General features: G+C 37.9%; 23 protein-coding genes. 14 read left to right on the forward strand and 9 right to left on the reverse strand.

The features are described 5' to 3' along the window. Nucleotides 1–5: 5 nt before the first annotated feature. The 4 genes from A3EE_RS0114710 to cysC form a co-directional block, all read right to left on the reverse strand. Nucleotides 6–1,007 (reverse strand): hypothetical protein, encoded by a 1,002-nt coding sequence (locus A3EE_RS0114710; protein ID WP_018344201.1) that lies wholly within the window; start codon nucleotides 1,005–1,007, stop codon nucleotides 6–8. Nucleotides 1,008–1,361: 354 nt separating this feature from the next. Further along, entirely contained in the window at nucleotides 1,362–2,648 is a 1,287-nt protein-coding gene (cysN, locus tag A3EE_RS0114715; RefSeq protein WP_018344202.1) for a sulfate adenylyltransferase subunit CysN, read from the reverse strand. Between the two features lie 30 nt (nucleotides 2,649–2,678). Next, the gene (cysD, locus tag A3EE_RS0114720; RefSeq protein WP_018344203.1) at nucleotides 2,679–3,584 is read right to left on the reverse strand and encodes a sulfate adenylyltransferase subunit CysD; all 906 of its coding nucleotides are present in this window, start codon (nucleotides 3,582–3,584) and stop codon (nucleotides 2,679–2,681) included. 21 nt (nucleotides 3,585–3,605) lie between these two features. Then, nucleotides 3,606–4,199 carry an adenylyl-sulfate kinase gene (gene cysC / locus A3EE_RS0114725; RefSeq protein WP_018344204.1) on the reverse strand — a complete coding sequence of 198 codons (594 nt, stop codon included), beginning with the start codon at nucleotides 4,197–4,199 and terminating at the stop codon, nucleotides 3,606–3,608. Nucleotides 4,200–4,432: 233 nt separating this feature from the next. Between cysC and cysQ the strand changes: the two genes are divergently transcribed. The 4 genes from cysQ to A3EE_RS0114745 all read left to right on the forward strand — a co-directional run bounded on the left by cysQ (nucleotide 4,433) and on the right by A3EE_RS0114745 (nucleotide 6,755). After that, nucleotides 4,433–5,197: a 3'(2'),5'-bisphosphate nucleotidase CysQ gene (cysQ, locus tag A3EE_RS0114730; RefSeq protein ID WP_018344205.1), complete on the forward strand. Its 765-nt coding sequence runs from the start codon at nucleotides 4,433–4,435 to the stop codon at nucleotides 5,195–5,197. A gap of 127 nt (nucleotides 5,198–5,324) precedes the next feature. After that, nucleotides 5,325–5,573 carry a cyclic nucleotide-binding domain-containing protein gene (locus A3EE_RS0114735; protein WP_018344206.1) on the forward strand — a complete coding sequence of 83 codons (249 nt, stop codon included), beginning with the start codon at nucleotides 5,325–5,327 and terminating at the stop codon, nucleotides 5,571–5,573. A 24-nt stretch (nucleotides 5,574–5,597) separates the two neighbouring features. After that, nucleotides 5,598–6,281 carry a tRNA (5-methylaminomethyl-2-thiouridine)(34)-methyltransferase MnmC2 gene (mnmC2, locus tag A3EE_RS0114740; RefSeq protein ID WP_018344207.1) on the forward strand — a complete coding sequence of 228 codons (684 nt, stop codon included), beginning with the start codon at nucleotides 5,598–5,600 and terminating at the stop codon, nucleotides 6,279–6,281. Nucleotides 6,282–6,530: 249 nt separating this feature from the next. Next, on the forward strand, nucleotides 6,531–6,755 hold the full coding sequence (locus A3EE_RS0114745) for an SHOCT domain-containing protein (protein ID WP_018344208.1): 225 nt from the start codon (nucleotides 6,531–6,533) through the stop codon (nucleotides 6,753–6,755). A 190-nt stretch (nucleotides 6,756–6,945) separates the two neighbouring features. On the opposite strand, the gene A3EE_RS0114750 is transcribed toward A3EE_RS0114745, so the two are convergent. Further along, a complete protein-coding gene (locus A3EE_RS0114750) occupies nucleotides 6,946–7,350 on the reverse strand; it encodes a RidA family protein (RefSeq protein ID WP_018344209.1) in 405 nt (134 codons plus the stop codon). Nucleotides 7,351–7,523: 173 nt separating this feature from the next. Between A3EE_RS0114750 and A3EE_RS0114755 the strand changes: the two genes are divergently transcribed. Next, nucleotides 7,524–7,952: a DUF6157 family protein gene (locus A3EE_RS0114755; RefSeq protein WP_018344210.1), complete on the forward strand. Its 429-nt coding sequence runs from the start codon at nucleotides 7,524–7,526 to the stop codon at nucleotides 7,950–7,952. A gap of 115 nt (nucleotides 7,953–8,067) precedes the next feature. On the opposite strand, the gene A3EE_RS0114760 is transcribed toward A3EE_RS0114755, so the two are convergent. The 4 genes from A3EE_RS0114760 to rocD all read right to left on the reverse strand — a co-directional run bounded on the left by A3EE_RS0114760 (nucleotide 8,068) and on the right by rocD (nucleotide 12,213). Then, nucleotides 8,068–8,514 carry a GNAT family N-acetyltransferase gene (locus tag A3EE_RS0114760; RefSeq protein WP_018344211.1) on the reverse strand — a complete coding sequence of 149 codons (447 nt, stop codon included), beginning with the start codon at nucleotides 8,512–8,514 and terminating at the stop codon, nucleotides 8,068–8,070. Nucleotides 8,515–9,047: 533 nt separating this feature from the next. Continuing rightward, the gene (locus tag A3EE_RS0114770; protein ID WP_018344213.1) at nucleotides 9,048–9,338 is read right to left on the reverse strand and encodes a HigA family addiction module antitoxin; all 291 of its coding nucleotides are present in this window, start codon (nucleotides 9,336–9,338) and stop codon (nucleotides 9,048–9,050) included. Nucleotides 9,339–9,856: 518 nt separating this feature from the next. Then, nucleotides 9,857–10,825 carry a porphobilinogen synthase gene (gene hemB / locus A3EE_RS0114780; RefSeq protein WP_018344215.1) on the reverse strand — a complete coding sequence of 323 codons (969 nt, stop codon included), beginning with the start codon at nucleotides 10,823–10,825 and terminating at the stop codon, nucleotides 9,857–9,859. Between the two features lie 155 nt (nucleotides 10,826–10,980). After that, the gene (gene rocD, locus A3EE_RS0114785; RefSeq protein WP_018344216.1) at nucleotides 10,981–12,213 is read right to left on the reverse strand and encodes an ornithine--oxo-acid transaminase; all 1,233 of its coding nucleotides are present in this window, start codon (nucleotides 12,211–12,213) and stop codon (nucleotides 10,981–10,983) included. Between the two features lie 500 nt (nucleotides 12,214–12,713). Between rocD and rpmB the strand changes: the two genes are divergently transcribed. From rpmB to A3EE_RS20780, 9 genes are all read left to right on the forward strand, one after another. Further along, nucleotides 12,714–12,956, forward strand: a complete 243-nt coding sequence (gene rpmB / locus A3EE_RS0114790) for a 50S ribosomal protein L28 (protein ID WP_018344217.1) — start codon at nucleotides 12,714–12,716, stop codon at nucleotides 12,954–12,956. Nucleotides 12,957–12,962: 6 nt separating this feature from the next. Continuing rightward, nucleotides 12,963–13,145, forward strand: coding sequence for a 50S ribosomal protein L33 (gene rpmG / locus A3EE_RS0114795; protein WP_018344218.1), 183 nt, complete (start codon nucleotides 12,963–12,965; stop codon nucleotides 13,143–13,145). 12 nt (nucleotides 13,146–13,157) lie between these two features. Beyond that, entirely contained in the window at nucleotides 13,158–13,313 is a 156-nt protein-coding gene (locus A3EE_RS21665) for a DUF4295 domain-containing protein (protein ID WP_018344219.1), read from the forward strand. A gap of 108 nt (nucleotides 13,314–13,421) precedes the next feature. Continuing rightward, nucleotides 13,422–14,384 (forward strand): signal recognition particle-docking protein FtsY, encoded by a 963-nt coding sequence (ftsY, locus tag A3EE_RS0114805; protein WP_018344220.1) that lies wholly within the window; start codon nucleotides 13,422–13,424, stop codon nucleotides 14,382–14,384. Then, nucleotides 14,347–14,862 carry a hypothetical protein gene (locus tag A3EE_RS0114810; RefSeq protein WP_018344221.1) on the forward strand — a complete coding sequence of 172 codons (516 nt, stop codon included), beginning with the start codon at nucleotides 14,347–14,349 and terminating at the stop codon, nucleotides 14,860–14,862. Before ftsY ends, A3EE_RS0114810 begins: the two co-directional genes overlap by 38 nt. A gap of 12 nt (nucleotides 14,863–14,874) precedes the next feature. After that, nucleotides 14,875–16,188 (forward strand): 30S ribosomal protein S12 methylthiotransferase RimO, encoded by a 1,314-nt coding sequence (rimO, locus tag A3EE_RS0114815; protein ID WP_018344222.1) that lies wholly within the window; start codon nucleotides 14,875–14,877, stop codon nucleotides 16,186–16,188. Between the two features lie 227 nt (nucleotides 16,189–16,415). Beyond that, nucleotides 16,416–17,795 carry a DEAD/DEAH box helicase gene (locus A3EE_RS20775; RefSeq protein WP_018344223.1) on the forward strand — a complete coding sequence of 460 codons (1,380 nt, stop codon included), beginning with the start codon at nucleotides 16,416–16,418 and terminating at the stop codon, nucleotides 17,793–17,795. A gap of 113 nt (nucleotides 17,796–17,908) precedes the next feature. Then, nucleotides 17,909–18,547 (forward strand): response regulator transcription factor, encoded by a 639-nt coding sequence (locus A3EE_RS0114825; protein WP_018344224.1) that lies wholly within the window; start codon nucleotides 17,909–17,911, stop codon nucleotides 18,545–18,547. A gap of 100 nt (nucleotides 18,548–18,647) precedes the next feature. After that, the gene (locus A3EE_RS20780) at nucleotides 18,648–20,987 is read left to right on the forward strand and encodes a TonB-dependent receptor (protein ID WP_018344225.1); all 2,340 of its coding nucleotides are present in this window, start codon (nucleotides 18,648–18,650) and stop codon (nucleotides 20,985–20,987) included. Nucleotides 20,988–20,991: the final 4 nt, after the last annotated feature.

The following is a 20,991-nucleotide window of genomic DNA, read 5'->3' on the forward strand; positions in this document are numbered from 1 at the left end:
TACCACTAAATATCTATTTGTGAAAGATAGCTTTCAATTTGTGATTCCTCTATTTCAACAAAATCGAGATCTTCAATATTTAGATTCGAACCGCAATGCATAACATGATGCTTCAAGGCTATATAATATTTTCCATCATGATAATTAAGGGCTGCAATATTCAGGCTCATATTGTTTGGAATGGAGTTGCAAAAGAAATCCAGATTTGTAGAGTTGATGTAAAAGTTCCCGACAGAATTTGTTGCCGGGATAGTATAATACACTTTTGTATAGGTTGTCTTGTATATGGTGTCGCATCGTATCGTTAACCTGCATACATCCGGATAGGATGCAAAATAATCACAATTAATCCATCCGAATTTTGTGCATTTGATTACATATTGATTTACGTTATTTATAATTGCCCAATCCAGATTTTGATAATAAGCAGAGGTATCCCATCTGTTTCGTGTAGAGTCAGCCGGTATAGTAACATTGCTGTTTACCGTATCAGCTTGTACAGGCTTCCACACAACAGTGCCTAACGAATCTCTTCCTGTAAATACATTCATAGAATCGGTAGTGCCTCTGGGAGCTGCAACGGATATGAAAAAACTGGCATTATTTGCTAATGATAATGGAGCGCCGTTTTGTGAAGCTGCTACATAAAACTCTCCTCCGGAAGTTAAGATCTTTCCGTTAGAAATTGTAGGCGCATTGTTTACGATCATCTCAGATAGTTTCGTTACTTCTTTTAATTCCACTGTCACATTTCCTGTTACACGTGCGCCTGATGCTGTACGCAGCGTGCCTGCTCCAATCATTACTTTAGTACCTTTCTTTCCGGTAATAACAGTACTTTGACTGGCATCGAATGTGAATTTTTGAGTCTTGATTCGTTGATTTGAAAAGTAATTAGTAAAAGAATTGTCTGATGGCTCAACACTTTCCGGTTTTTTTGTGCAGGCATTTATAGAGAGTAAAATTCCCAAGGGAAAAATCAGGGAGTACAAGAATCTTTTTTTCATATCAATAAATTGTTTTGTTATGATTAGAAGACAGGTATATATGAAATAGGGTTGCCTCAGATAAATAAGTTTCTGGTAGCAACTTATTTATCGTCAAAGTTTGAGATTTTATTTGGGTATTTTGATTTGTATACTGAAAAGGCATAATATAAGGTGGTGGTTAATAGTATTATAACTCCAATTGGCATAAAGATTCGATTTTCAGATTTAGGGTAGTATGGAGTAGACCGGTATTTGGTCAAAAGGGTTGCCTGGGAGTTGAAAAAAATAAAAAATAATTTAAGATCGCTTGAAAAAGAAAAATCCCTGTTCATATGAATTGAACAGGGATTTTATATTAAGTATCGTAACGACTTATAAGATCATACCTGCACCTACTGTTTCGTTGGTAAACTCATCTACCAAAATAACACTGCCTGTAATACGGTTCTTATTGTAGCTATCGTAGAACAACGGACTTGTTGTACGGATCAATACGCGTCCGATATCATTCAAGCCAATTGTTTTATCATCTTCAATTTTATGAAGCGTGTTGATGTTCATTTTATAGCGAACTTCTTTAATTACACAACGCGCGTCTTTTGTAGTATGCTTAATACCGTACTTTCCGCCTGGTGTCATTTTCTTGTCGTTCAGCCAGCAAAGCATCAATTCAATATCCTGACCAACTTCCGGCTGATTGTTTGGTTTAACAATCATATCGCCGCGGCTGATATCGATGTTGTCTTCTAAGGTCATTGTAACAGACATAGGAGGGAAGGCTTCTTCAAGCTGCTCATCCATTGTCTCAACCGTTTTGATTTTTGTTGTTAACCCGGAAGGTAAGTGCATTACTTCATCGCCTGGTTTAAATACACCACCTTCAATTCTTCCTGAAAAACCTCTGAAGTCATGAAACTCGTCAGACTGCGGACGAATTACATACTGCACCGGGAAACGGGAATCGATCATGTTCAGATCAGAAGCAATGTTCACTGTTTCCAATGTGTACATCAACGTTCCGCCTTGGTACCAAGGGGTATTTGTAGAAGGTTCAACCACGTTATCGCCCATCAATGCAGAGATTGGAATAAAACGAATATCCGGGATCGATAATTTAGAAGCGAAGTTTGTATAGTCTTCACGAATCTTATTGAATTTCTCTTCGCTGAAATCAACTAAGTCCATTTTATTTACACAAACAACAACGTGTTTGATCTGTAATAAAGAAGCAATGAATGAGTGACGGCAAGTCTGCTCGATCACACCGTGACGTGCATCGATCAAAATGATTGCTAAGTTGGCAGTAGATGCACCCGTAACCATGTTACGCGTGTATTGTACGTGACCAGGAGTATCGGCAACAATGAATTTACGTTTTGGTGTAGCGAAGTAACGGTATGCAACATCAATCGTGATGCCTTGTTCACGTTCTGCTCTTAAACCATCTGTCAATAACGAAAGGTCAACATAGCCTTTACCTTTACGTGTACTGATTTCTTCGATCTGTTCCATCTGATCTTCAAAGATTGCCTTTGAGTCATATAACAAACGGCCGATCAATGTACTCTTACCATCATCCACACTACCGGCAGTAGTGAAGCGAAGTAAGTCCATGTTTAAATAACTTTCGTTTGTGATGGGTTCTGTAGTCTGATGCATAATATATCTTAAATGCGCTAAGCGCTTAAATTAAAAGTATCCTTGTTTTTTACGGTCTTCCATAGCAGCTTCTGAACGTTTGTCGTCAGCTCTTGTGCCACGTTCGGTCTGACGTGCTGAAGCAACTTCCTGAATTACTTCTTCCAACGTTGCAGCGTCTGATTCTACAGCACCTGTACACGTCATGTCACCTACAGTACGGAAACGTACCTGCATGTTTTCAACGCTTTCCCCTTTCAATAAAGTAACAAACGGAGAGTTGAATAACAAGGTACCACCGCGGTTGATGATATCTCTTTTGTGTGTGAAGTAAATGCTTGGTATGTCTAATTTCTCAGAATAAATATATTGCCATACATCCATCTCAGTCCAGTTGCTCAATGGGAAAATTCTAAAGTTTTCACCTGGATGTTTTTTTCCATTGTATAAGTTCCACAATTCCGGACGTTGGTTTTTAGGATCCCACTGACCGAATTCATCTCTGTGAGAGAAGAAACGTTCTTTCGCACGTGCTTTCTCTTCATCACGACGCGCACCACCGAAGCATGCATCAAACTTAAACTCTTCAATGGTATCAAGAAGTGTAATTGTCTGCAAACCGTTACGGCTCGGGTTTGGTCCTTTTTCTTCTACTGCACGACCCTGATCAATTGAATCCTGAACGTAACGAACGATCAATGTTGCACCGATCTCACGAACCATTTTATCTCTGAATTCAATTGTCTCTACAAAGTTGTGACCCGTGTCAACGTGAACTAGAGGAAAAGGAATCTTTGCTGGAAAGAAAGCCTTTTGTGCCAAACGTACCATTACAATTGAATCTTTACCGCCTGAGAACAAAAGTGCCGGACGCTCAAACTGAGCAGCAACTTCGCGCATCATAAAGATCGCTTCAGATTCAAGTTGTTTTAAATGGGATAGTGTATATGAATTCATAATCTATTGGAATACTAAATATTAGTAGGTTATTTTAGGAAGGATGGCAGTTAAGATCTGTTGCAAACAATCTTCTAAGCTATGTAAGTCGGTGCGCACTTCTAGAGACGGCGCCTTTGGATGTTCAAACGGAGAATCAATACCTGTGAAGTTTTTAATTTCTCCGGCACGTGCTTTTTTGTATAAGCCTTTCACGTCGCGTTGTTCGCAAACTTCGATCGGAGTATTTACAAACAGTTCGAAGTAATCGTTGTCGCCAATGATGTTCTTAGACATCGAACGAATCTCTTCTGTTGGACTGATCAACGAGCATATGGTGATGATGCCGCAGGTTGCAAATAATTTAGACGTTTCAGCAGCGCGTCGGATATTTTCTGTACGGTCTGCTTCTGAAAAACCTAAGTTGTTGTTGATACCTGTACGAAGATTATCGCCATCAAGCAATGTGGTTAAGAAGCCACGGTCATGCAGATCTCTTTCCAACGCTTTTGCAAGCGTGCTTTTACCTGAACCGGATAAACCAACCATCCAGATTACAATGGAATGTTGTTTTAACTGCGCTTCTTTATCCTCACGTTGAAGGATTTTATCGAATATAGGATGTATGTGATTCACAAGCTATTATTAAAACTGACTTCAAAAATACGCTTTTTTGGCTATATCTCATACAGTTGAGGCAATTAATGAGTCAATAAAAAGCACGCTTGCGGAAGAATAAAATCAATGACAGAGAGGATAATCCTGTGAGATACAGTACTTGCCAATCATATGTTGGAGTATGCCGAGTTTTTCAAAAGATTCTAAGGTACTTTTCTTAAATTGCAGAATTAGAATTAAAAACACATTTGATGAATAATTTACTTGAGAATGCAATAATTGCAAGTATGGTAGCGGGAAAAGCAATCATGGAAGTGTATGCAATACCGGATTTTTCTGAATTGATTGAAATAAAAGATGATAAGTCGCCTTTAACGGTTGCCGATAAAAATGCGCATCAAGTAATTTATACCTTGTTGAAAGGAGAATTTCCTGAAATACCGATGATCTCTGAAGAAGGAAAAGGTACTCCATACGAAGAACGAAAAAACTGGAAAAGATACTGGCTGGTTGATCCATTGGATGGTACAAAAGAATTCATCAAACGAAATGGTGAATTTACGGTAAACATTGCATTGATCGAAAATAACCGTCCGGTTATGGGCGTAGTATACATACCGGTTACAGATACCTTATATGCAGGTGTTGTAGGACAAGGAGCATTTAAAATTGAAGCAGGAATTGAGACACCGATCACGGTTCGTAAGGCGCCAACAGAAGGACGTACGGCTGTGGGCAGTCGTTCTCATAGCACAGATGATGAAGCGAAGTTATTAGCAGATTATAAAGTAACAGATTTTATTACAACCGGAAGTTCTATCAAATTCTGTTTGGTTGCAGAGGGTACTGCGGATCTGTATTACCGTGGCGGACCTACGATGGAATGGGATACTGCAGCCGGACAAGCTGTATTGGAAGCCGCTGGCGGAACGTTGACAAAGCCTGATGGTTCAACGTTCTTATACAATAAAGAGAATCTATTGAACAGCGGATTTCTTTGTAAGGGGGAAATTTAAATAAAAATAACCGCAAAGGTCGCAAAGTATTTTCGCAAAGAACGCAAAGTTTTTAAATGGCGACGTCTTTGCGGCCTTTGCGTTTATCTTAGCGTTCTTTGCGGTTAAAAATAATTCAACGGTGCCCATGGATACTCTTAAGAAACAACGTCAGCAACTTGCAAAAGCGATAATCGAACTTCATGAATTGTACATCAGTACAGGTGAAGAAAAAAAGCCTATGACCATATCTCTCCCTGATTTGGCCGGGATGGCAGGTTTGGATCGGGATGTTACAGAAAATATTCTTATTTTATTCATTGGAGAAAAGTTGATCCATGTTGAGAACAGTGCAATTTTAATTGTAGATAAAAAAGCATTGAAAAAAATAGCGTAGAAACAGAGTTAATTCTCATTGATTATGTCAACCGATATATCTCTCATTCTTTCTAAAGACGGTTCACACACCTTATACAATCCAATATTGAATGAAACCTATCATTCAAAAAATGGTGCTCTACAGGAATCCATTCATGTGTACATTGAATATGGCTTGCTTGCATTCAGTGACCAAACAAATGTAGCAGTATTGGAAGTAGGCTTTGGTACAGGGCTCAATGCTTTGCTTACCTGGAACAAAGCCGAAGAGTTGCGGTTAAAAGTAGAATACCATACCCTCGAGCCATTTCCGTTAAGTAAAGAAATAACAGATCAGTTGAATTATCCTGCTCTCATGCACGAACCTATGGCAACAGAGCGGTTTAAGAAAATTCACGAATGTGCATGGGAAGAAAAAATAGTTTTATCTGAATATTTTACGATATACAAATACAAAGCTACACTTGAAGAAAAGAGCTTGCCTGTAAACAAATTTGATGTTTGCTATTTTGATGCTTTTGCTCCCAATCATCAGGAAGATGTATGGAGAGAAGAAAACTTTAGAAAGGTTTTCGATAGTTTGGTTGATGGAGGAATTCTTACAACATACTGTGCACAATCTAATTTTAAAAGAACATTGAAAGCAGTAGGTTTTACTGTAGAGAAGTTGAAAGGCCCGTTGTATAAGAAAGAGATGACGTGGGGAAGAAAATTAAATTCCAAATAACAAAAGGCAAATTCGCCGCGGCGAACCAAAAAGCAAACCTATAAGGTTTTCTAATTAGTAAAGTTGTTATATAAATATACATGAGGTGATCGAAAGATAAACCTTATAAGTTTTTTGCATTAACAATTTGCAGTACATTTTTTTTAACATGCGATTCATGTAACTATTCTACTTAATAGTACAACACCTGCTAGTTTTAATAACCTCACCTTACAGCGTAGCAATTCTGCTACTGTAAATTGAAAAAATATGTTCTACGATGGTTATCACCTAGCTGGAATGCACCTGTTTTGGTGGTTTGTTTGGCTGTTATTTATTTTCTGGATGTTTGCATCACCCTATTCTATTATGGGTTATAGAATGTTGAAGTATTCTTCTATGGATATTTTAAAAAGAAGGCTTGCTTCTGGCGAAATCAGTAACGATGAGTATCATGAAAAGAAAAGGATACTTGAATTGCCTTTAACAAAATAAGGGAGAATATAAAGAGTAAACATTCTTTCTTATTTGATCTTAAAAATACTATTCTGGCACCAGTCTTAGCGTAGCTGTGACTGGTGCCTATTCTTTGAAAGTCTTTGACTGTATTTTCTCTCGCGCCAGTCTTCAGACTGGTGTGTTTCATTCCGCAGTCTTCGACTGCATTTATCAAAAAAATCTTAAATCATTTTTTAAAAGCGACGGCTTCAATCTCAACCAGATAATCCGGGTTTGCTAAACCTGAAACAATGATTCCTGAAATAACCGGAGGGTTTTTCAGCTTTTTCAAAAAGCCTTGCGCGCCTTCAAATCCTTTGCGTACATCTTGTCCCTGTACAATGTAAATGTTCAGTTTAAACAGATGATCTAATGTAGCATCCGCAGCTTTTAATGCGATCTCTACGTTTTTTAATGCATGCTCCGTTTGTAGTTTAATATCACCTTTGCCAATTATTTCAAGATCTTTTGTGATGGCATTTTGTCCGCCGATGTAGATCGTTTCACCGCTGCCCTTGGTAATGGCAACCTGAGAGAAGGCCGGATTTTTTAATAATGTATCCGGACTGATAAATTCGATGTTGTTTTCCATAGCTTATATGAATTATGAATTATGAATTATGAATTATGAATTATGAATTATGAATTATGAATTATGAATTATGAATTTCGATATGTTGCTGGTTATATATATTACATCATTTCGCTTAATATTTTATTAATTCAGACGATATTATATTTCTGAAATAATTCCGATATTCAACTATGAAACTGACAGACGGTACACATACAACTAATTATTTCGACGCGTTTATTGAAGTCGCAGAAGATATCAAACTTGATGCGGCAAAAATACCGGAAGAAAAGAATGGGAAGAAAACCATTGCTTCTATGCAGTTTGATATGCTGTCAAAGAAACCTTATAAATATACTTCAGATGAGGTATTGTTTCAAATTCATGCAGATCGCAATGATCTGACAAAAGCTGAATACGAAGAAGCACGGGCACAGCTCTTTTCCAAGGGACAGGCTTGTTTCAGAGCATCGCCTTTAACCAAGCAATATGGTTTTGGTGTACACTTTGATCATAAAGGAAGGATGGCACTCTATGGAATGGAGACAAAAGAATATCAGCAGTTGCTGAAAGATAAAAGTATCCAAAAAGTAAAAGCAATGCGGAGCGCGAGGAAGTGATGTTTTCAGTCCTTTCAACTTTTAAACCTCCAAGGTTTTGTATCGATCACCTCAGGTGTAATAAAATAGATCAACCACTAAAAAGAAAACCTTGGAGGTTTCGTTTGTTAAATCATCACCCAAACGGATAATAAAAGTGCGTCACCTTCGTAGACAAAGCTCCCGTTGATCTGTAAAAATCCAGTGCATGTTCATCTGCATCTTCGGCCTGAACAAATATTTCTTCTACATCAAGTTCTTTGCAGTAATCGGTAATGCCAAGAATTAATTTTTTACCTACGCCTTTGCGTTGATATTTTTTAAGCACTGCTATATCGTAAATGTATACCAACGGCGCTTCTGAATAATATTGCGTCAGACTGTAGGCTGTAAGTCCGCCGATAATCTCACCTTCATGCACAGCAACAAAAACAAAGAAATCGTCTTTTTGTAATAACTCTTCCAGATGTTTATTGCCCGGCAGTTTGAAATCTTTCATTTCAAATACTTCTTCAAATACATCGATCAGTTCGATGAATTCTTCTATTTGATAGGAGCCGAGTTTTTGGATTTCAATGCGCACGTAAGTGTTAAGTTTAGAATGTAAAGTGTAATCGAATTATATTTATTAAAGCTTTCATTTAGATAATTTAACAAGCATCAATATCAAAATAAATACAAAGCAAATGAAATAGATAAGTGACAATATGATTTTTGATTTTTTCATATTGTAAATTCTCTGAAACAAAGCAATAATCCACGTAAAGGTATAGAGCGTATTGAAAATGATCAATATGACCAGCATAAGCATATTGGAATTCAGCGAAAAAAATCCATCATCATCTGTATTGGATGACATTGTTGGTAGCGGCTGAGAACTCAATAACAGCATGAAAGAAATAATGATAATATTCATCGGTATTCGATGAATTTCCCAAAACAAAATCTTTTTATACCATCTCATAAAAAAGTTTATTTAGAGTTGTTCGGTTATTTCGAACACCAGTTAGGAGTTATAAATCCCACGCCGTTGTTGGTGTTTCGGCCAGAACAAATATAAAAATAATGAACAAATATTCAAGCCGATCACCAACAACTGATGGCTGGTGATTAATTCTAAGCCACTACTTTTTTAATCGCTTTTAACTCCTCGACTATCAACTGGCTTTCTTCTTCTATATCATAATCATCCTGCAAGCCAAGCCAGAACTTAGGACTGTTGCCAAAGTATTTGCTTAGACGTAAAGCAGTATCTGCAGTGATACGTCTGCGGCCTTTGGTAATTTCACTCACACGTGTTTGCGGAATGCCGATTTCTTTCGCTAATCTATAAGAAGTAATTTCCATGGGAATTAAAAACTCTTCCATCAATACTTCTCCGGGATGAATGTTTGGTAGCTTTTTCATACGTTTTTGTTTCGATCAGAATGAATTCAAAAATATTTTAATAAAAAATAAAAGCAAGTAAATATCTTAAAATTGGTTCAGTAAAGAAGGACAGCAGGCAAATAAAATAGATAATCAATAAAATGATCACTGAATATTTGCGAGTATTGATAGTTAAGAACAATGAGATGATCCAAGTAAATGTATATAGAATATTGAAAATAGTCAGAAGGTACAGAATGATAATCTGTATTATATTATAATCATTGAAATATACATTATCAGCTGGGATTGATGAAACTGAAGAAAATAAATGAAATCCGAAGAAAATCATTAAACAGATAATGATGTTCAGCGGTATCCGATGGATTTCCCAGAATAAAATCTTTTTATACCATTTCATAAAAATGATGTTAATAACCGCTAATCAAGCAACGCAAAACCCTCCAAGGGTTTGATTCCATCACCTCGTATATAATTATTATGAGGGTATTTCTAATAAGAAACCCTTGGAGGATTCATTAGTTGAGTAAGCCTCCCTAAAAATACTTCATCTTACTCGCAAACTCCTTCGCAAAATACGTAAGGATAATTTTTGCACCGGCACGTTTCATGCTCAACAACGTTTCGAGCATTACTTTGTCGTTATCAATCCAGCCGTTTGCTGCAGCAGCTTTCACCATTGCGTATTCACCGCTCACGTTGTAGGCTGCAATCGGTACATCAAACTGATCGTATAATGTTTTAATTACATCTAAATAGGCAAGGGCAGGTTTTACCATAATGATATCAGCACCTTCCTGTACGTCCAGTTCTGCCTCAAGCAACGCTTCCGTAACATTTGCCGGATCCATCTGGTAGGTTTTTTTATCACCTGCTTTCGGAGCAGAGTCTAATGCATCTCTAAACGGACCGTAAAACGCGCTTGCATACTTGGCTGTGTATGCCATGATCGATGTGTTCTTGAAATCATTATCATCCAGCATATCGCGGATAAAACCAACACGACCGTCCATCATGTCGGATGGTCCAACGATGTCTGCACCGGCTTGTGCTTGTGCTACGGCCATCTTACCTAACACGATTAATGTTTCGTCGTTTACAATTTCGCCGTTCACAACAATGCCATCGTGTCCGTCAGAAGAGTAGGGGTCAAGCGCCACATCCGTCATCAAGCAACATTCAGGGAAACGTTTCTTGATTTCACGCAAGGCTTTCAGATACATATTCTCCTGATAGCTGATGGTTGCGTATTTGTCTTTTACTTCCTCCGGGAAATGCGGGAACAATACAAACGAACGCAAACCCAGATTCATGCAGCTGTCAATTTCGCGCAGCAGATTGTCTTCTGAAAAACGGAAGATACCTGGCATGGAAGCAATTTCAGTTTTAATACCATTACCACCCGTTAAAAAAAGCGGGAACATAAGATCTTCAGTATATACTCTGTGTTCTTTTACCAACTGACGAACAGCTTCTGATTTACGGTTTCTTCTTGGACGGCGCATAATTAACTAGTTACTAGGCGCTAGTTACTAGTTGCTAGACTAGCACCTGATGTGTTTTAAAAATGGGTGATAGTTTTAATCTATCACCCATTTAAGTATATTTTTATATGTAATAATTGTTGTGTTTCCTTCGTCTAGAAACTAGTACCTAGTAACTAGAAACTAAGCAACGTTTTCTCAATAATATCGCAGCACTCATTCACCTGATCTTCTGTGATGATCAATGGCGGTGCAAAGCGAATGATGTCACCATGGGTTGGTTTTGCAAGCAAACCATTTTCCATAAGCTTGATGCATACATCCCATGCGGTACGACCGTCAGCTGTAGGCTTAATAATGATTGCATTCAACAAACCTTTGCCACGTACCAATGTTACGTGCTCACATTTGTCTTTTAATGCATTCATGCGATCTCTGAATAATTCACCCATCGCCGCAGCATTGTCGATCAAACCTTCATCCATTAACACGGCTAACGATTCAGTCAATACAGCACATGCAAGAGGATTGCCACCAAAGGTAGAACCATGTTCGCCTGGCTTGATCGTTAACATGATCTCATCGGAAGTAAGCACACACGATACCGGATACGTTCCGCCTGATAGTGCTTTTCCTAAGATCAACATATCCGGATGTACACCTTCGTGGTTTGAAGCGATCAGTTTACCCGTTCTGCCGCAACCCGTCTGGATCTCATCCATCATTAAGATCACATTGTATTTTGTACACAGTTCCTGTGCTTTTTTCAAATAACCATCGCCCGGTACAAACACACCTGCTTCGCCTTGAATAGGCTCTACCCAGAAGCCGCATACGTTTGGATTCTTCAGTGCTTCTTCCAATGCAGCTACATCGTTGTAAGGAATGATTTGGTAGCCCGGCATAAACGGTCCGAAATTATTTCTTGAATCCGGATCGGTAGAAGCAGAGATGATCCCTGTCGTACGACCGTGGAAATTCCGTTCAACCGCAACGATCACCGCCTGGTCCGTTGGTATACCTTTAACCGTATAGCCCCATTTGCGCGCTAATTTTATAGCAGACTCGTTTGCTTCCGCACCTGAGTTCATCAACAACGCTTTGTCGTAACCAAACAGATCGCAGATGAATTTTTCTGCTTCACCTAATTTATCGTTATAAAAGGCTCTTGAAGTAAGCGTTAAGGTTTTAGCCTGATCAATCAGTGCATTGATAATACGCGGGTGACAGTGCCCCTGGTTTACAGCGCTGTACGCAGAAAGAAAATCGAAATAATGTTTGCCTTCCACATCCCATAAATGTACACCTTCACCTTTAGCCAAAACCACCGGAAGCGGATGATAGTTATGTGCGCCATATTTATCTTCAAGTTCGATAGCCTGCTGACTAAGAGATACAGTAGTGTTCATAATGTGATTGTTTTTAAAGGTATTATAATTAGTTAACCGCCGACCAAAACGGTCGAAACAGCTTACAAAGGTAATAAAAATAGCGTTAAATACCTTGGAGTACAGCTTTGCATAGCCCGCGATTTCAATCGTGGGATTTAAATAGTTGATTAAACATCATGGAAATTAACTATTCGATTTTAAAGGTGAGAATCTATGGTTATCCCATAGTTAAGCCACCCTTATCCCATATATATTCCACCTCATTGGATCCGGCACATTCCGATTCGTGTGGATTTTCAAAAGAGGAGGCAATAATTAACCTGCAGATGCAGACCCTGAATTCAGATTGATAGAAACTTTTTTACCTTAAAACAGCTCATTTTGAGTTATAACAGCTATTTTTGCTATCACTTTTCCACAAAAAGAGATTTTTTAGAATAATTTTAGGGGATGGTTTGTTCTTTAATGGATTTATTCAGATATTTGCAACCCTATTACAAAGTAAGAATAGTATTGTCATGGCCAGAGTTTGTCAAATAACAGGAAAGAAAACAAGAACAGGGTTCAATGTTTCTCACGCAAATAATAAGACGAAGAGAACATTCGCTCCGAACATTCAGAAGAAGCGTTTCTTCCTTTCCGAAGAAAACAGATGGATAACATTGAAGTTATCTACAAAAGCAATTAAGACCATTAGTTCAAAGGGTTTGTCTGCAGTTTTGGAAAAAGCTACAGCAGCAGGTTACCTTAAAAAATATTAATAGATCATGGCAAAAAAAGGAAACAGAATCCAGGTTATCTTGGAATGTACTGAACATAAAGCTACAGGGTTAGCTGGTACAAGCCGTCACATAACAACTAAAAACCGTAAGAATACGCCAGAGCGTATCGAGTTGAAAAAATACAACGCGGTTCTTAAGAAATATACAGTTCACAAAGAAATTAAATAATCACTTACTACTATGGCAAAGAAAGTAGTTGCGTCTCTAAAAAGTACAGATCCTGCAAAAGGCTTCTCTAAAATTATTAGAGCGATAAAACTAGAAAAAACTGGTGCATATACCTTCAAAGAAGAGATTGTTCCTGTTACAGACGTACAAGAAGCTTTAAAGAAGTAATTCTTTTACGGTTCTATAATCTTATGAGAAAAGTCCCTTTAGGGACTTTTTTTGTTTTATATTTGTTATAGAGCTTGAAACAGCTTAGTGATTTAGAAACAAGGAATTATGGGGTTATTCGGTTTTTTTTCAAAAGAAAAAAAAGAAACACTTAATAAGGGGTTAGAGAAAACCAAAACCAGTTTTTTTTCAAAACTGAGCAAAGCTATCTTGGGGAAATCTCAGGTAGACGATGAGGTTTTAGATAATCTGGAAGAAGTATTGGTAAGTTCGGATGTAGGTATTGAAACGACACTTAAAATTATTGGCCGTATTCAGGACCGTGCCTCCAAAGATAAATATGTAAATACAAGCGAACTGAATAGAATCTTAAAAGAAGAAATTGTAAGTCTGCTTGTTGGAGATACAGTATCCGATTCTCAGGAGTTTGAACTTCCTGAAACAAACGGTGTACCTTATGTAATTATGGTTGTTGGTGTGAATGGAGTAGGTAAAACGACTACGATTGGAAAACTGGCTTCGCATTATCATAAGCATGGTAAAAAGGTGGTGCTTGGTGCTGCCGATACATTCAGAGCTGCAGCTGTTGAACAATTGCAGTTGTGGGGCAAACGTGTTGGTGTACCTGTTATTGCGCACGGAATGAATACAGATCCCGCGGCAGTTGCATTTGATGCGGTTAAGCAGGCAGTAGATATGAAAGCAGATGTAGTGATCATTGATACAGCAGGAAGACTTCATACAAAAGTAAATCTGATGAATGAACTTTCGAAGATCAAACGTGTGATCCAGAAATTTATTCCGGAAGCACCGCATGATGTAATGCTGGTGCTGGATGGCAGTACAGGGCAGAATGCAGTGCTGCAAGCCAGAGAATTTACAAAAGCTACAGATGTTACTTCTTTAGCTATTACAAAATTAGATGGAACGGCTAAAGGTGGTGTAGTGATCGGAATCTCTGATCAGTTTCAAATCCCTGTACGTTACATAGGTGTTGGTGAGAAGATGGAAGATCTTCAAGTATTTAATAAGCATGAATTTGTTGATTCGCTGTTTGAAAGCGCTGAATAATACACGCATTATTTTTTTAGGATTGATTCTTTTTGTTTCGTGCAGAGAGAGTCAATTGCCGTTTAATACAAGTAAAGAAACAGAGCCGGCTGAACCAAAACAAGGTGTAAAAGGTAAAGTGATTTACAAAGAAGGAACCTTCGATGCACGTGGAAATCTCTTAAGTAATGGAACAGTAATAGGTGTAGCGCGCAAGATCTATTTCTATGAACTTACTGGTTTAAAAGAAGTAGAGCTTGACGGTGGAACCTTTGTTAGTAACATTCATACAGATGTGATCGACTCGGTTAAATCAGATAAGAACGGAAATTTCGCAGGCACACTACAGCCAGGAATATACTCCATATTTATAAATGAAAACGATCGCTTGTACTCAAACATCAATGATGATGGGTTGTTCATGCCGATTAAAGTATACAAAGATTCCGTTACGGAAATGAATGTATACATTGATTACAACGCGAATTACACAGAATAAAAAACGCATACCGTGAAAGTAAAAGGAAACACACGAACAAAAGTTAATATCGTAACACTGGGATGTTCTAAAAATTTAGTGGACTCAGAAAATCTGTTGACGCAATTACGCGGCAATGGAATTGATGCGGAGCACGAATCTAAAAAAGACAATTCGAATGTTGTTGTGATCAACACGTGTGGATTTATTGATAATGCAAAACAGGAATCGATCGATACCATTCTTCGTTACATTGATGCGAAAGAAAACGGATTGATTGACAAGATCTATGTTTCAGGTTGTTTGTCGCAGCGCTACAAAGACGACATGGAGCGTGAGATGCCTCAGGTAGACGCCTTCTTTGGTTCGAATGAATTGCCTGCGATTCTGAAAAAATTCAAAGCAGATTATAAGCATGAATTGATTGGCGAACGTTTGCTTACAACACCTTCGCATTATGCATATGTAAAAATTGCAGAAGGATGTGATCGTCCGTGTTCGTTCTGCGCCATTCCTGTAATGCGTGGCAAACACGTCTCTACTCCAATGGAAGATTTGGTGAAGCAGGCAAAAGGTATGGCTGCGAAAGGCACAAAAGAATTGATTTTGATTGCACAAGACCTTACGTATTACGGTCTGGATATTTATAAGAAAAGAAATCTGTCTGATCTCTTAAAAAATCTTTCAGACGTAGAAGGCATTGACTGGATCCGTCTGCAGTACGCCTATCCATCAGGCTTCCCGCTGGATGTACTGGATGTGATGGCAGAACGCAGCAATATCTGTAAGTACATCGATATGCCGTTGCAGCATGCGTCAAGCGATATGCTGAAGCTGATGCGCAGAGGAATTGATCGTCCAAAAACAGAAGATCTGATCAAAACCATTCGTGATAAAGTTCCGGGTATTGCATTCAGAACAACGATGATCATTGGTCACCCGGGTGAAACAGAAAAAGATTTTGATGAACTATGTTCATTTGTTGAAGAGCAACGCTTTGATCGTTTAGGTGCATTTACGTATTCACACGAAGAGCATACACATTCTTATTCTATGGAAGATACAATTCCACAGGAAGTGAAAGAAGAACGACAGGCTGAAATCATGGCGATTCAGGAAGGAATCTCTGCTGAATTGAACGAAGCGAAAATCGGCAATACCTATAAAGTATTATTTGACCGCAAGGAAGGCGGCTATTTTATTGGTCGTACAGAGCACGATAGTCCGGAGGTTGATAACGAAGTTATGGTTTCTGCAAAAGATCAGTATGTGCGTATCGGTGATTTTGCAAATGTAAAAATCAACGATGCAGCGGAGTTCGACTTATTTGGCGATATCGTTAAGTAGTTCTATAAATTCCAAATAACAAAAAACAAATTCCAAACGGAAGAAATAAACTTACTCACTAGATTTTAATTTAGGCAAACAAATTAAAATATAGTGAGTTTTAAATTTAATTAGGATCTGTAATAAACGATTCCATCAACGAAAAGCCTTATTCCCGCTGTTTGGAATTTGTTTTTTGTTATTTAGAATTTAGTAACAGCAGTTTAATATCAAAGAAAGAATAAGTAATGCAAGATAAACCCACCATTGAGCAACTGCTCAACAATGTATCCATCGAATCATTAAATCAAATGCAGGAAGATTCGCTTGCTGCAAATGCAAAAGCAAGCGATGTGATTTTGCTTTCACCAACAGGCTCAGGAAAAACATTGGGATTTTTATTGCCTGTTTTTGAAAAGCTATCTGTTTCATCAAATTCGATACAGGCATTGGTGTTAGTACCTTCCAGAGAATTAGCACTGCAGATTGAATCCGTATTTAAAAGTCTGAAGACAGGATTTAAAGTGACCTGTTGTTATGGCGGACACCCGATGGATGTAGAAGAAAATAATCTTGCGCAGTCGCCTGCTATATTGGTCGGTACTCCGGGAAGAATTGTAGATCACATCAATCGAAAAAATATCAATCTGGATGATGTAAAAACATTGGTACTGGATGAATTTGACAAATCTCTTGAAATGGGTTTTCAGGAAGACATGGCAATCATCATCGGTAAGTTGACAGGGGTAAAAAAACGTATATTGACTTCCGCAACACAAGCAATCAAGATCCCTGATTTTACAGGCATGCAATCGCCTGTGACCTTGAATTACATCACCGGTCAGGCGAGTGGTTTGTCTGTTAAAACGGTACTTTCAGATTCAAAAGATAAATTTGACACACTGCTGCGTTTGATCTGTCAGATCGGAAATGAATCGGTGATTGTGTTTTGCAATCAGCGTGATGAAGTTGAAAATGTTTGCAGCTATTTGACAGAGCATGGAATCATCAATAATAATTTTCACGGAGGTTTAGAGCAGCGCTATAGAGAAAGTACCTTAACGAAATTCAGAAACGGAAGTACGAATGTATTGGTAACAACCGATCTTGCTTCAAGAGGTCTTGATATACCGGATGTGAAACATGTGGTACATTATCAGATGCCGCATAAGATCGATGCATTTACACACCGCAACGGACGTACTGCCCGTATGGGTTCTACAGGAACTGCATATATGCTGTTGCATAAAGATGTACTGCTGCCGGATTACATTACTTCAAAACCGGATATTTTTAAATTGTCTGACGAAAAAATAAAACCGTTGTTGCCGCAGTGGGAAACGTTATTTATCAGTGCAGGTAAAAAAGATAAGATCAATAAAATTGATATTGTAGGGTTCTTATCTAAAAAAGGTTTGTTAGAGAAAGACGAACTCGGCTTGATTGAAGTGAAAGACGAGTTTGCATACGCTGCTGTAAAACGTAGTAAAGTAGAGTCTGTGATTAAATTGGTTAAGGAAGAAAAAATCAAAGGCAGAAAAGTTAAAATTGAAATTGCCCGCGAGACTCCAAAGTTTGAAAGTGAAAAAGCTGTAACTATTAATAAACCGAATAAATTTCAAGGTTAAATAAATCTTCTTTTGTTTGAAAAACCTCACATTGTTTAGACCAAATCTAAATAATGTGAGGTTTTTCAATTTTAAATACTAAATTGCGTCCGTTTAGAATTATTCTAAATAATATGAATAAGATAAAAGTATACATAGCGGACGATTATTACCTTATCAGAGAGGGAGTTAAGAGGTCATTAAAGCAAAGCAAGGACATCGAAGTTGTTGGTGAATCGAATAATTTAAACCATTTAAGAGGTTCAATAGAAGAGTGTAAGCCGGATGTATTGATTTTTGAACTGAATCTTTGCCAACAACCAGTGCGGGATCTAATCCAGGATCTTAAACAGGTAAATTCAAATGTGAAATTTCTTATCATTTCAGATTGCGATTGTGAATTGCCTTTGGTAATGGCTGTGCGTGCAGGTGTTACCGGTTTTGTTCGTAAAAATGTTTCAAAAGATGAATTGCTGCATGCTGTTCAGCAAGTATATAATAATAAGGAATACTATGTGAGTGAAATTACTCAGCTTTTGTTGAAAGGTTTTCTAAATAACGATCAATCAAATGGTGTGTTTTCTGATAGAGAATTAGAAATTCTCAGATACATATGCAAAGGCAGATCAAATGAACAGATTGCTGATATTTTATTCATTAGCGAAAAAACTATTGCCACACACCGCAGAAATATTATGAAAAAGGCTGGTGTTAAAAAATCTACAGATTTGATTATTTGGGCATTAGATAATAAAATTGTTTCGCGCGATTAGTTTGATACTGCTTTCAAAGTAATCGCGTACCATTTTTTAAGTATTGAAAAACACACATTTCTTAGTATTGTAGACCCCACAGTAAGCCTGTACCTTTGTATTGTTTAGAATTAGTCTAAATAATAGAGCTATCAAAAATCTCCCGACATATATAATCTTATTAATTACCCTTTTCGTTTCTTTTTCTGCTATTGCTCAGAAAGGAATCATCAAAGGGCAAGTTGTTGCAGATAGTTCGCAGCCTGTTGAATATGCTATGGTGTATTTGAAAGGAACGTCTTTGGGTACGGTCTCAGATGAAGAGGGGATGTTTTGTTTTACAAGCGTTACTCCGGGAACCTATACAATTGTTTTTTCACATGTAAATTTTCAGCCTGTTGAACAGACCATTATTGTTACAGCCGATCAGGTTACAGATGTTGTCATTCAAACAAAATCAAATCACGACGAGGTTGTTGTAACAGGTACACTAACTGAAAAAAATATTCAGGATTCTCCGATACCTGTTACTGTAATTACAGATGCTCAAATAAAACAAATGGGCTCTATGCGTTTGAGTGATGTCTTACAAGAGCAAACAGGTTTAGCTATTGTCAACGATCATGGAACCGGAATTCAGCTGCAAGGTTTTAATCCGGAATATACGATGATCATGATTGATGGATCCCCATTGATTGGAAGAACGGCCGGAACCTTTGACCTGACACGCATTACAGTTGGTAACATCAAACAAATCGAAATTGTAAAAGGCCCTTCATCCAGTTTGTATGGCAGTGAAGCGCTGGCCGGTGTAATCAATATCATCACACAAGATCCTAAAGAAAAGACTGGTATTGGTTTGCGCACACGATATGGAACAAATAATACCGCAGACATTTCGCTTGATGGATTTATAAATACAAAACGTTTGAGCTATTCTGTTTTTGCAAACAGATACAGTACGTCGGGGTATGATCTCATTCCGGATACAGAAGATAAAACGGTTGCACCTTATCATAATTACACTCTACAGCAAAAGATCGGTTATCAATTCAACACGTGTTTAAAGGCTACCTTGTTTGCACGTGGATTTTATGAAAATCAAAATACCATCATCACATTTTCAGAGAACGGAACAGACTACCGCGTAAATCAGGTAGGCAGTCAGTACGACTGGAACCTGCTTCCGCAATTGTCTTATGCGGTCAATCAGAAGACACGTGTTCTTGCAAAACTTTACTCGACCTATTATCATACAGATGCGATCATGACGAATACATACGATGGCAGTCTGTATGATGACAGTTATTTTAATCAAACATTCAACAGACCTGAAGCAATTGGTTACAGAACGTGGAATAAAAAAAATGAAACGATTCTTGGCTTAGGTGTTACGCTTGAATCAATTAATTCTACACGTTATACAGACAAACAAAAATTCAACAGTACTTTTTATTACATACAACACGACTGGAAACCGACTTCGAAATTAAACATTGTCGGCGGTTTTAGATTTGATGCACATAGTGTGTACGGTCATCAGTTAAGTCCGAAACTGTCGGTAAAATATGATGCAACAAAAACAATTTCTTTTAGAGCCTCTGTAGGTAAAGGATTTAAAGCCCCGGATTTTCGCCAGCTATATCTCAACTTCACAAACCCGGTTGCCGGTTACAGTGTATTTGGGTCGGAGGAGGTCTTGGCACAATACAACAAGCTGAACGACCAGGGATTGATCGCACAAACATTTATAGATCCTACAACACTTGCGCCCATTACCGCAGAGCGTTCCATTGCTGTGAACATTGGTTGGTCGATGAAGGTGGGCAAGAAAATAAACTGGCAGTTCAATGTATTCCGAAATGACATCAGTAACATGATTGAAACGTCTGCCATTGCAATGAAAACAAATGGTCAATCGGTGTATACGTATTACAATGTTTCGAAAGTATTTACAGAAGGTTTTGAAACAAGTGTTGAGGTCATGATGCATAAAAATTTAACATTCAGTGCAGGCTATCAATATCTGATTGCTAAAAACAAAGAAGTAATTGAAGATATTAAAGAAGGAAAATATTTTGCCCGAGATCCTTCAACGCTTGTAACATCTATGGTTACAGAACAGCAGTATGGAGGTTTGTTCAATCGATCCAAACACATGGCCAATTTTAAATTGTTCTATCTAAATAAGAAGAACGGTTGGAACGGCACAATCAGAGCCATATACAGAGGTCGATACGGTTTTGGAGACATGAATGGAAATTTAATTCTGGATGCAGATAATGAATATGTGAGTGGCTACTGGCTTGCAAATGTTTCTCTTGGTAAATCCATCACTCCCTGGTTTAATCTTCAGCTGGGCGTAGATAATGTATTTAATTATACAAACCCTCAATACATTTCATCTATTCCTGGAAGATTGTATTACACATCCATTCAACTAAAGATCCATAAAAAATAATAAT

Origin of the sequence: Cytophaga aurantiaca DSM 3654 (assembly GCF_000379725.1) — a bacterium.
Lineage (GTDB): Bacteria > Bacteroidota > Bacteroidia > Cytophagales > Cytophagaceae > Cytophaga > Cytophaga aurantiaca.

Excerpts from the sequence above, each read along its gene's own strand:
- A3EE_RS0114825 (WP_018344224.1), top strand. The coding sequence starts at position 17,909 with ATGAATAAGATAAAAGTATACATAGCGGACGATTATTACCTTATCAGA.
- A3EE_RS0114710 (WP_018344201.1), bottom strand. The coding sequence starts at position 1,007 with ATGAAAAAAAGATTCTTGTACTCCCTGATTTTTCCCTTGGGAATTTTA.
- rpmB (WP_018344217.1), top strand. The coding sequence starts at position 12,714 with ATGGCCAGAGTTTGTCAAATAACAGGAAAGAAAACAAGAACAGGGTTC.
- cysD (WP_018344203.1), bottom strand. The coding sequence starts at position 3,584 with ATGAATTCATATACACTATCCCATTTAAAACAACTTGAATCTGAAGCG.
- A3EE_RS21665 (WP_018344219.1), top strand. The coding sequence starts at position 13,158 with ATGGCAAAGAAAGTAGTTGCGTCTCTAAAAAGTACAGATCCTGCAAAA.
- A3EE_RS20775 (WP_018344223.1), top strand. The coding sequence starts at position 16,416 with ATGCAAGATAAACCCACCATTGAGCAACTGCTCAACAATGTATCCATC.
- A3EE_RS0114750 (WP_018344209.1), bottom strand. The coding sequence starts at position 7,350 with ATGGAAAACAACATCGAATTTATCAGTCCGGATACATTATTAAAAAAT.
- A3EE_RS0114735 (WP_018344206.1), top strand. The coding sequence starts at position 5,325 with ATGGATACTCTTAAGAAACAACGTCAGCAACTTGCAAAAGCGATAATC.
- ftsY (WP_018344220.1), top strand. The coding sequence starts at position 13,422 with ATGGGGTTATTCGGTTTTTTTTCAAAAGAAAAAAAAGAAACACTTAAT.
- cysN (WP_018344202.1), bottom strand. The coding sequence starts at position 2,648 with ATGCATCAGACTACAGAACCCATCACAAACGAAAGTTATTTAAACATG.
- A3EE_RS0114770 (WP_018344213.1), bottom strand. The coding sequence starts at position 9,338 with ATGAAAAAGCTACCAAACATTCATCCCGGAGAAGTATTGATGGAAGAG.
- cysQ (WP_018344205.1), top strand. The coding sequence starts at position 4,433 with ATGAATAATTTACTTGAGAATGCAATAATTGCAAGTATGGTAGCGGGA.
- A3EE_RS0114810 (WP_018344221.1), top strand. The coding sequence starts at position 14,347 with ATGAATTTGTTGATTCGCTGTTTGAAAGCGCTGAATAATACACGCATT.
- mnmC2 (WP_018344207.1), top strand. The coding sequence starts at position 5,598 with ATGTCAACCGATATATCTCTCATTCTTTCTAAAGACGGTTCACACACC.
- rocD (WP_018344216.1), bottom strand. The coding sequence starts at position 12,213 with ATGAACACTACTGTATCTCTTAGTCAGCAGGCTATCGAACTTGAAGAT.
- A3EE_RS0114745 (WP_018344208.1), top strand. The coding sequence starts at position 6,531 with ATGTTCTACGATGGTTATCACCTAGCTGGAATGCACCTGTTTTGGTGG.
- A3EE_RS0114755 (WP_018344210.1), top strand. The coding sequence starts at position 7,524 with ATGAAACTGACAGACGGTACACATACAACTAATTATTTCGACGCGTTT.
- rpmG (WP_018344218.1), top strand. The coding sequence starts at position 12,963 with ATGGCAAAAAAAGGAAACAGAATCCAGGTTATCTTGGAATGTACTGAA.
- hemB (WP_018344215.1), bottom strand. The coding sequence starts at position 10,825 with ATGCGCCGTCCAAGAAGAAACCGTAAATCAGAAGCTGTTCGTCAGTTG.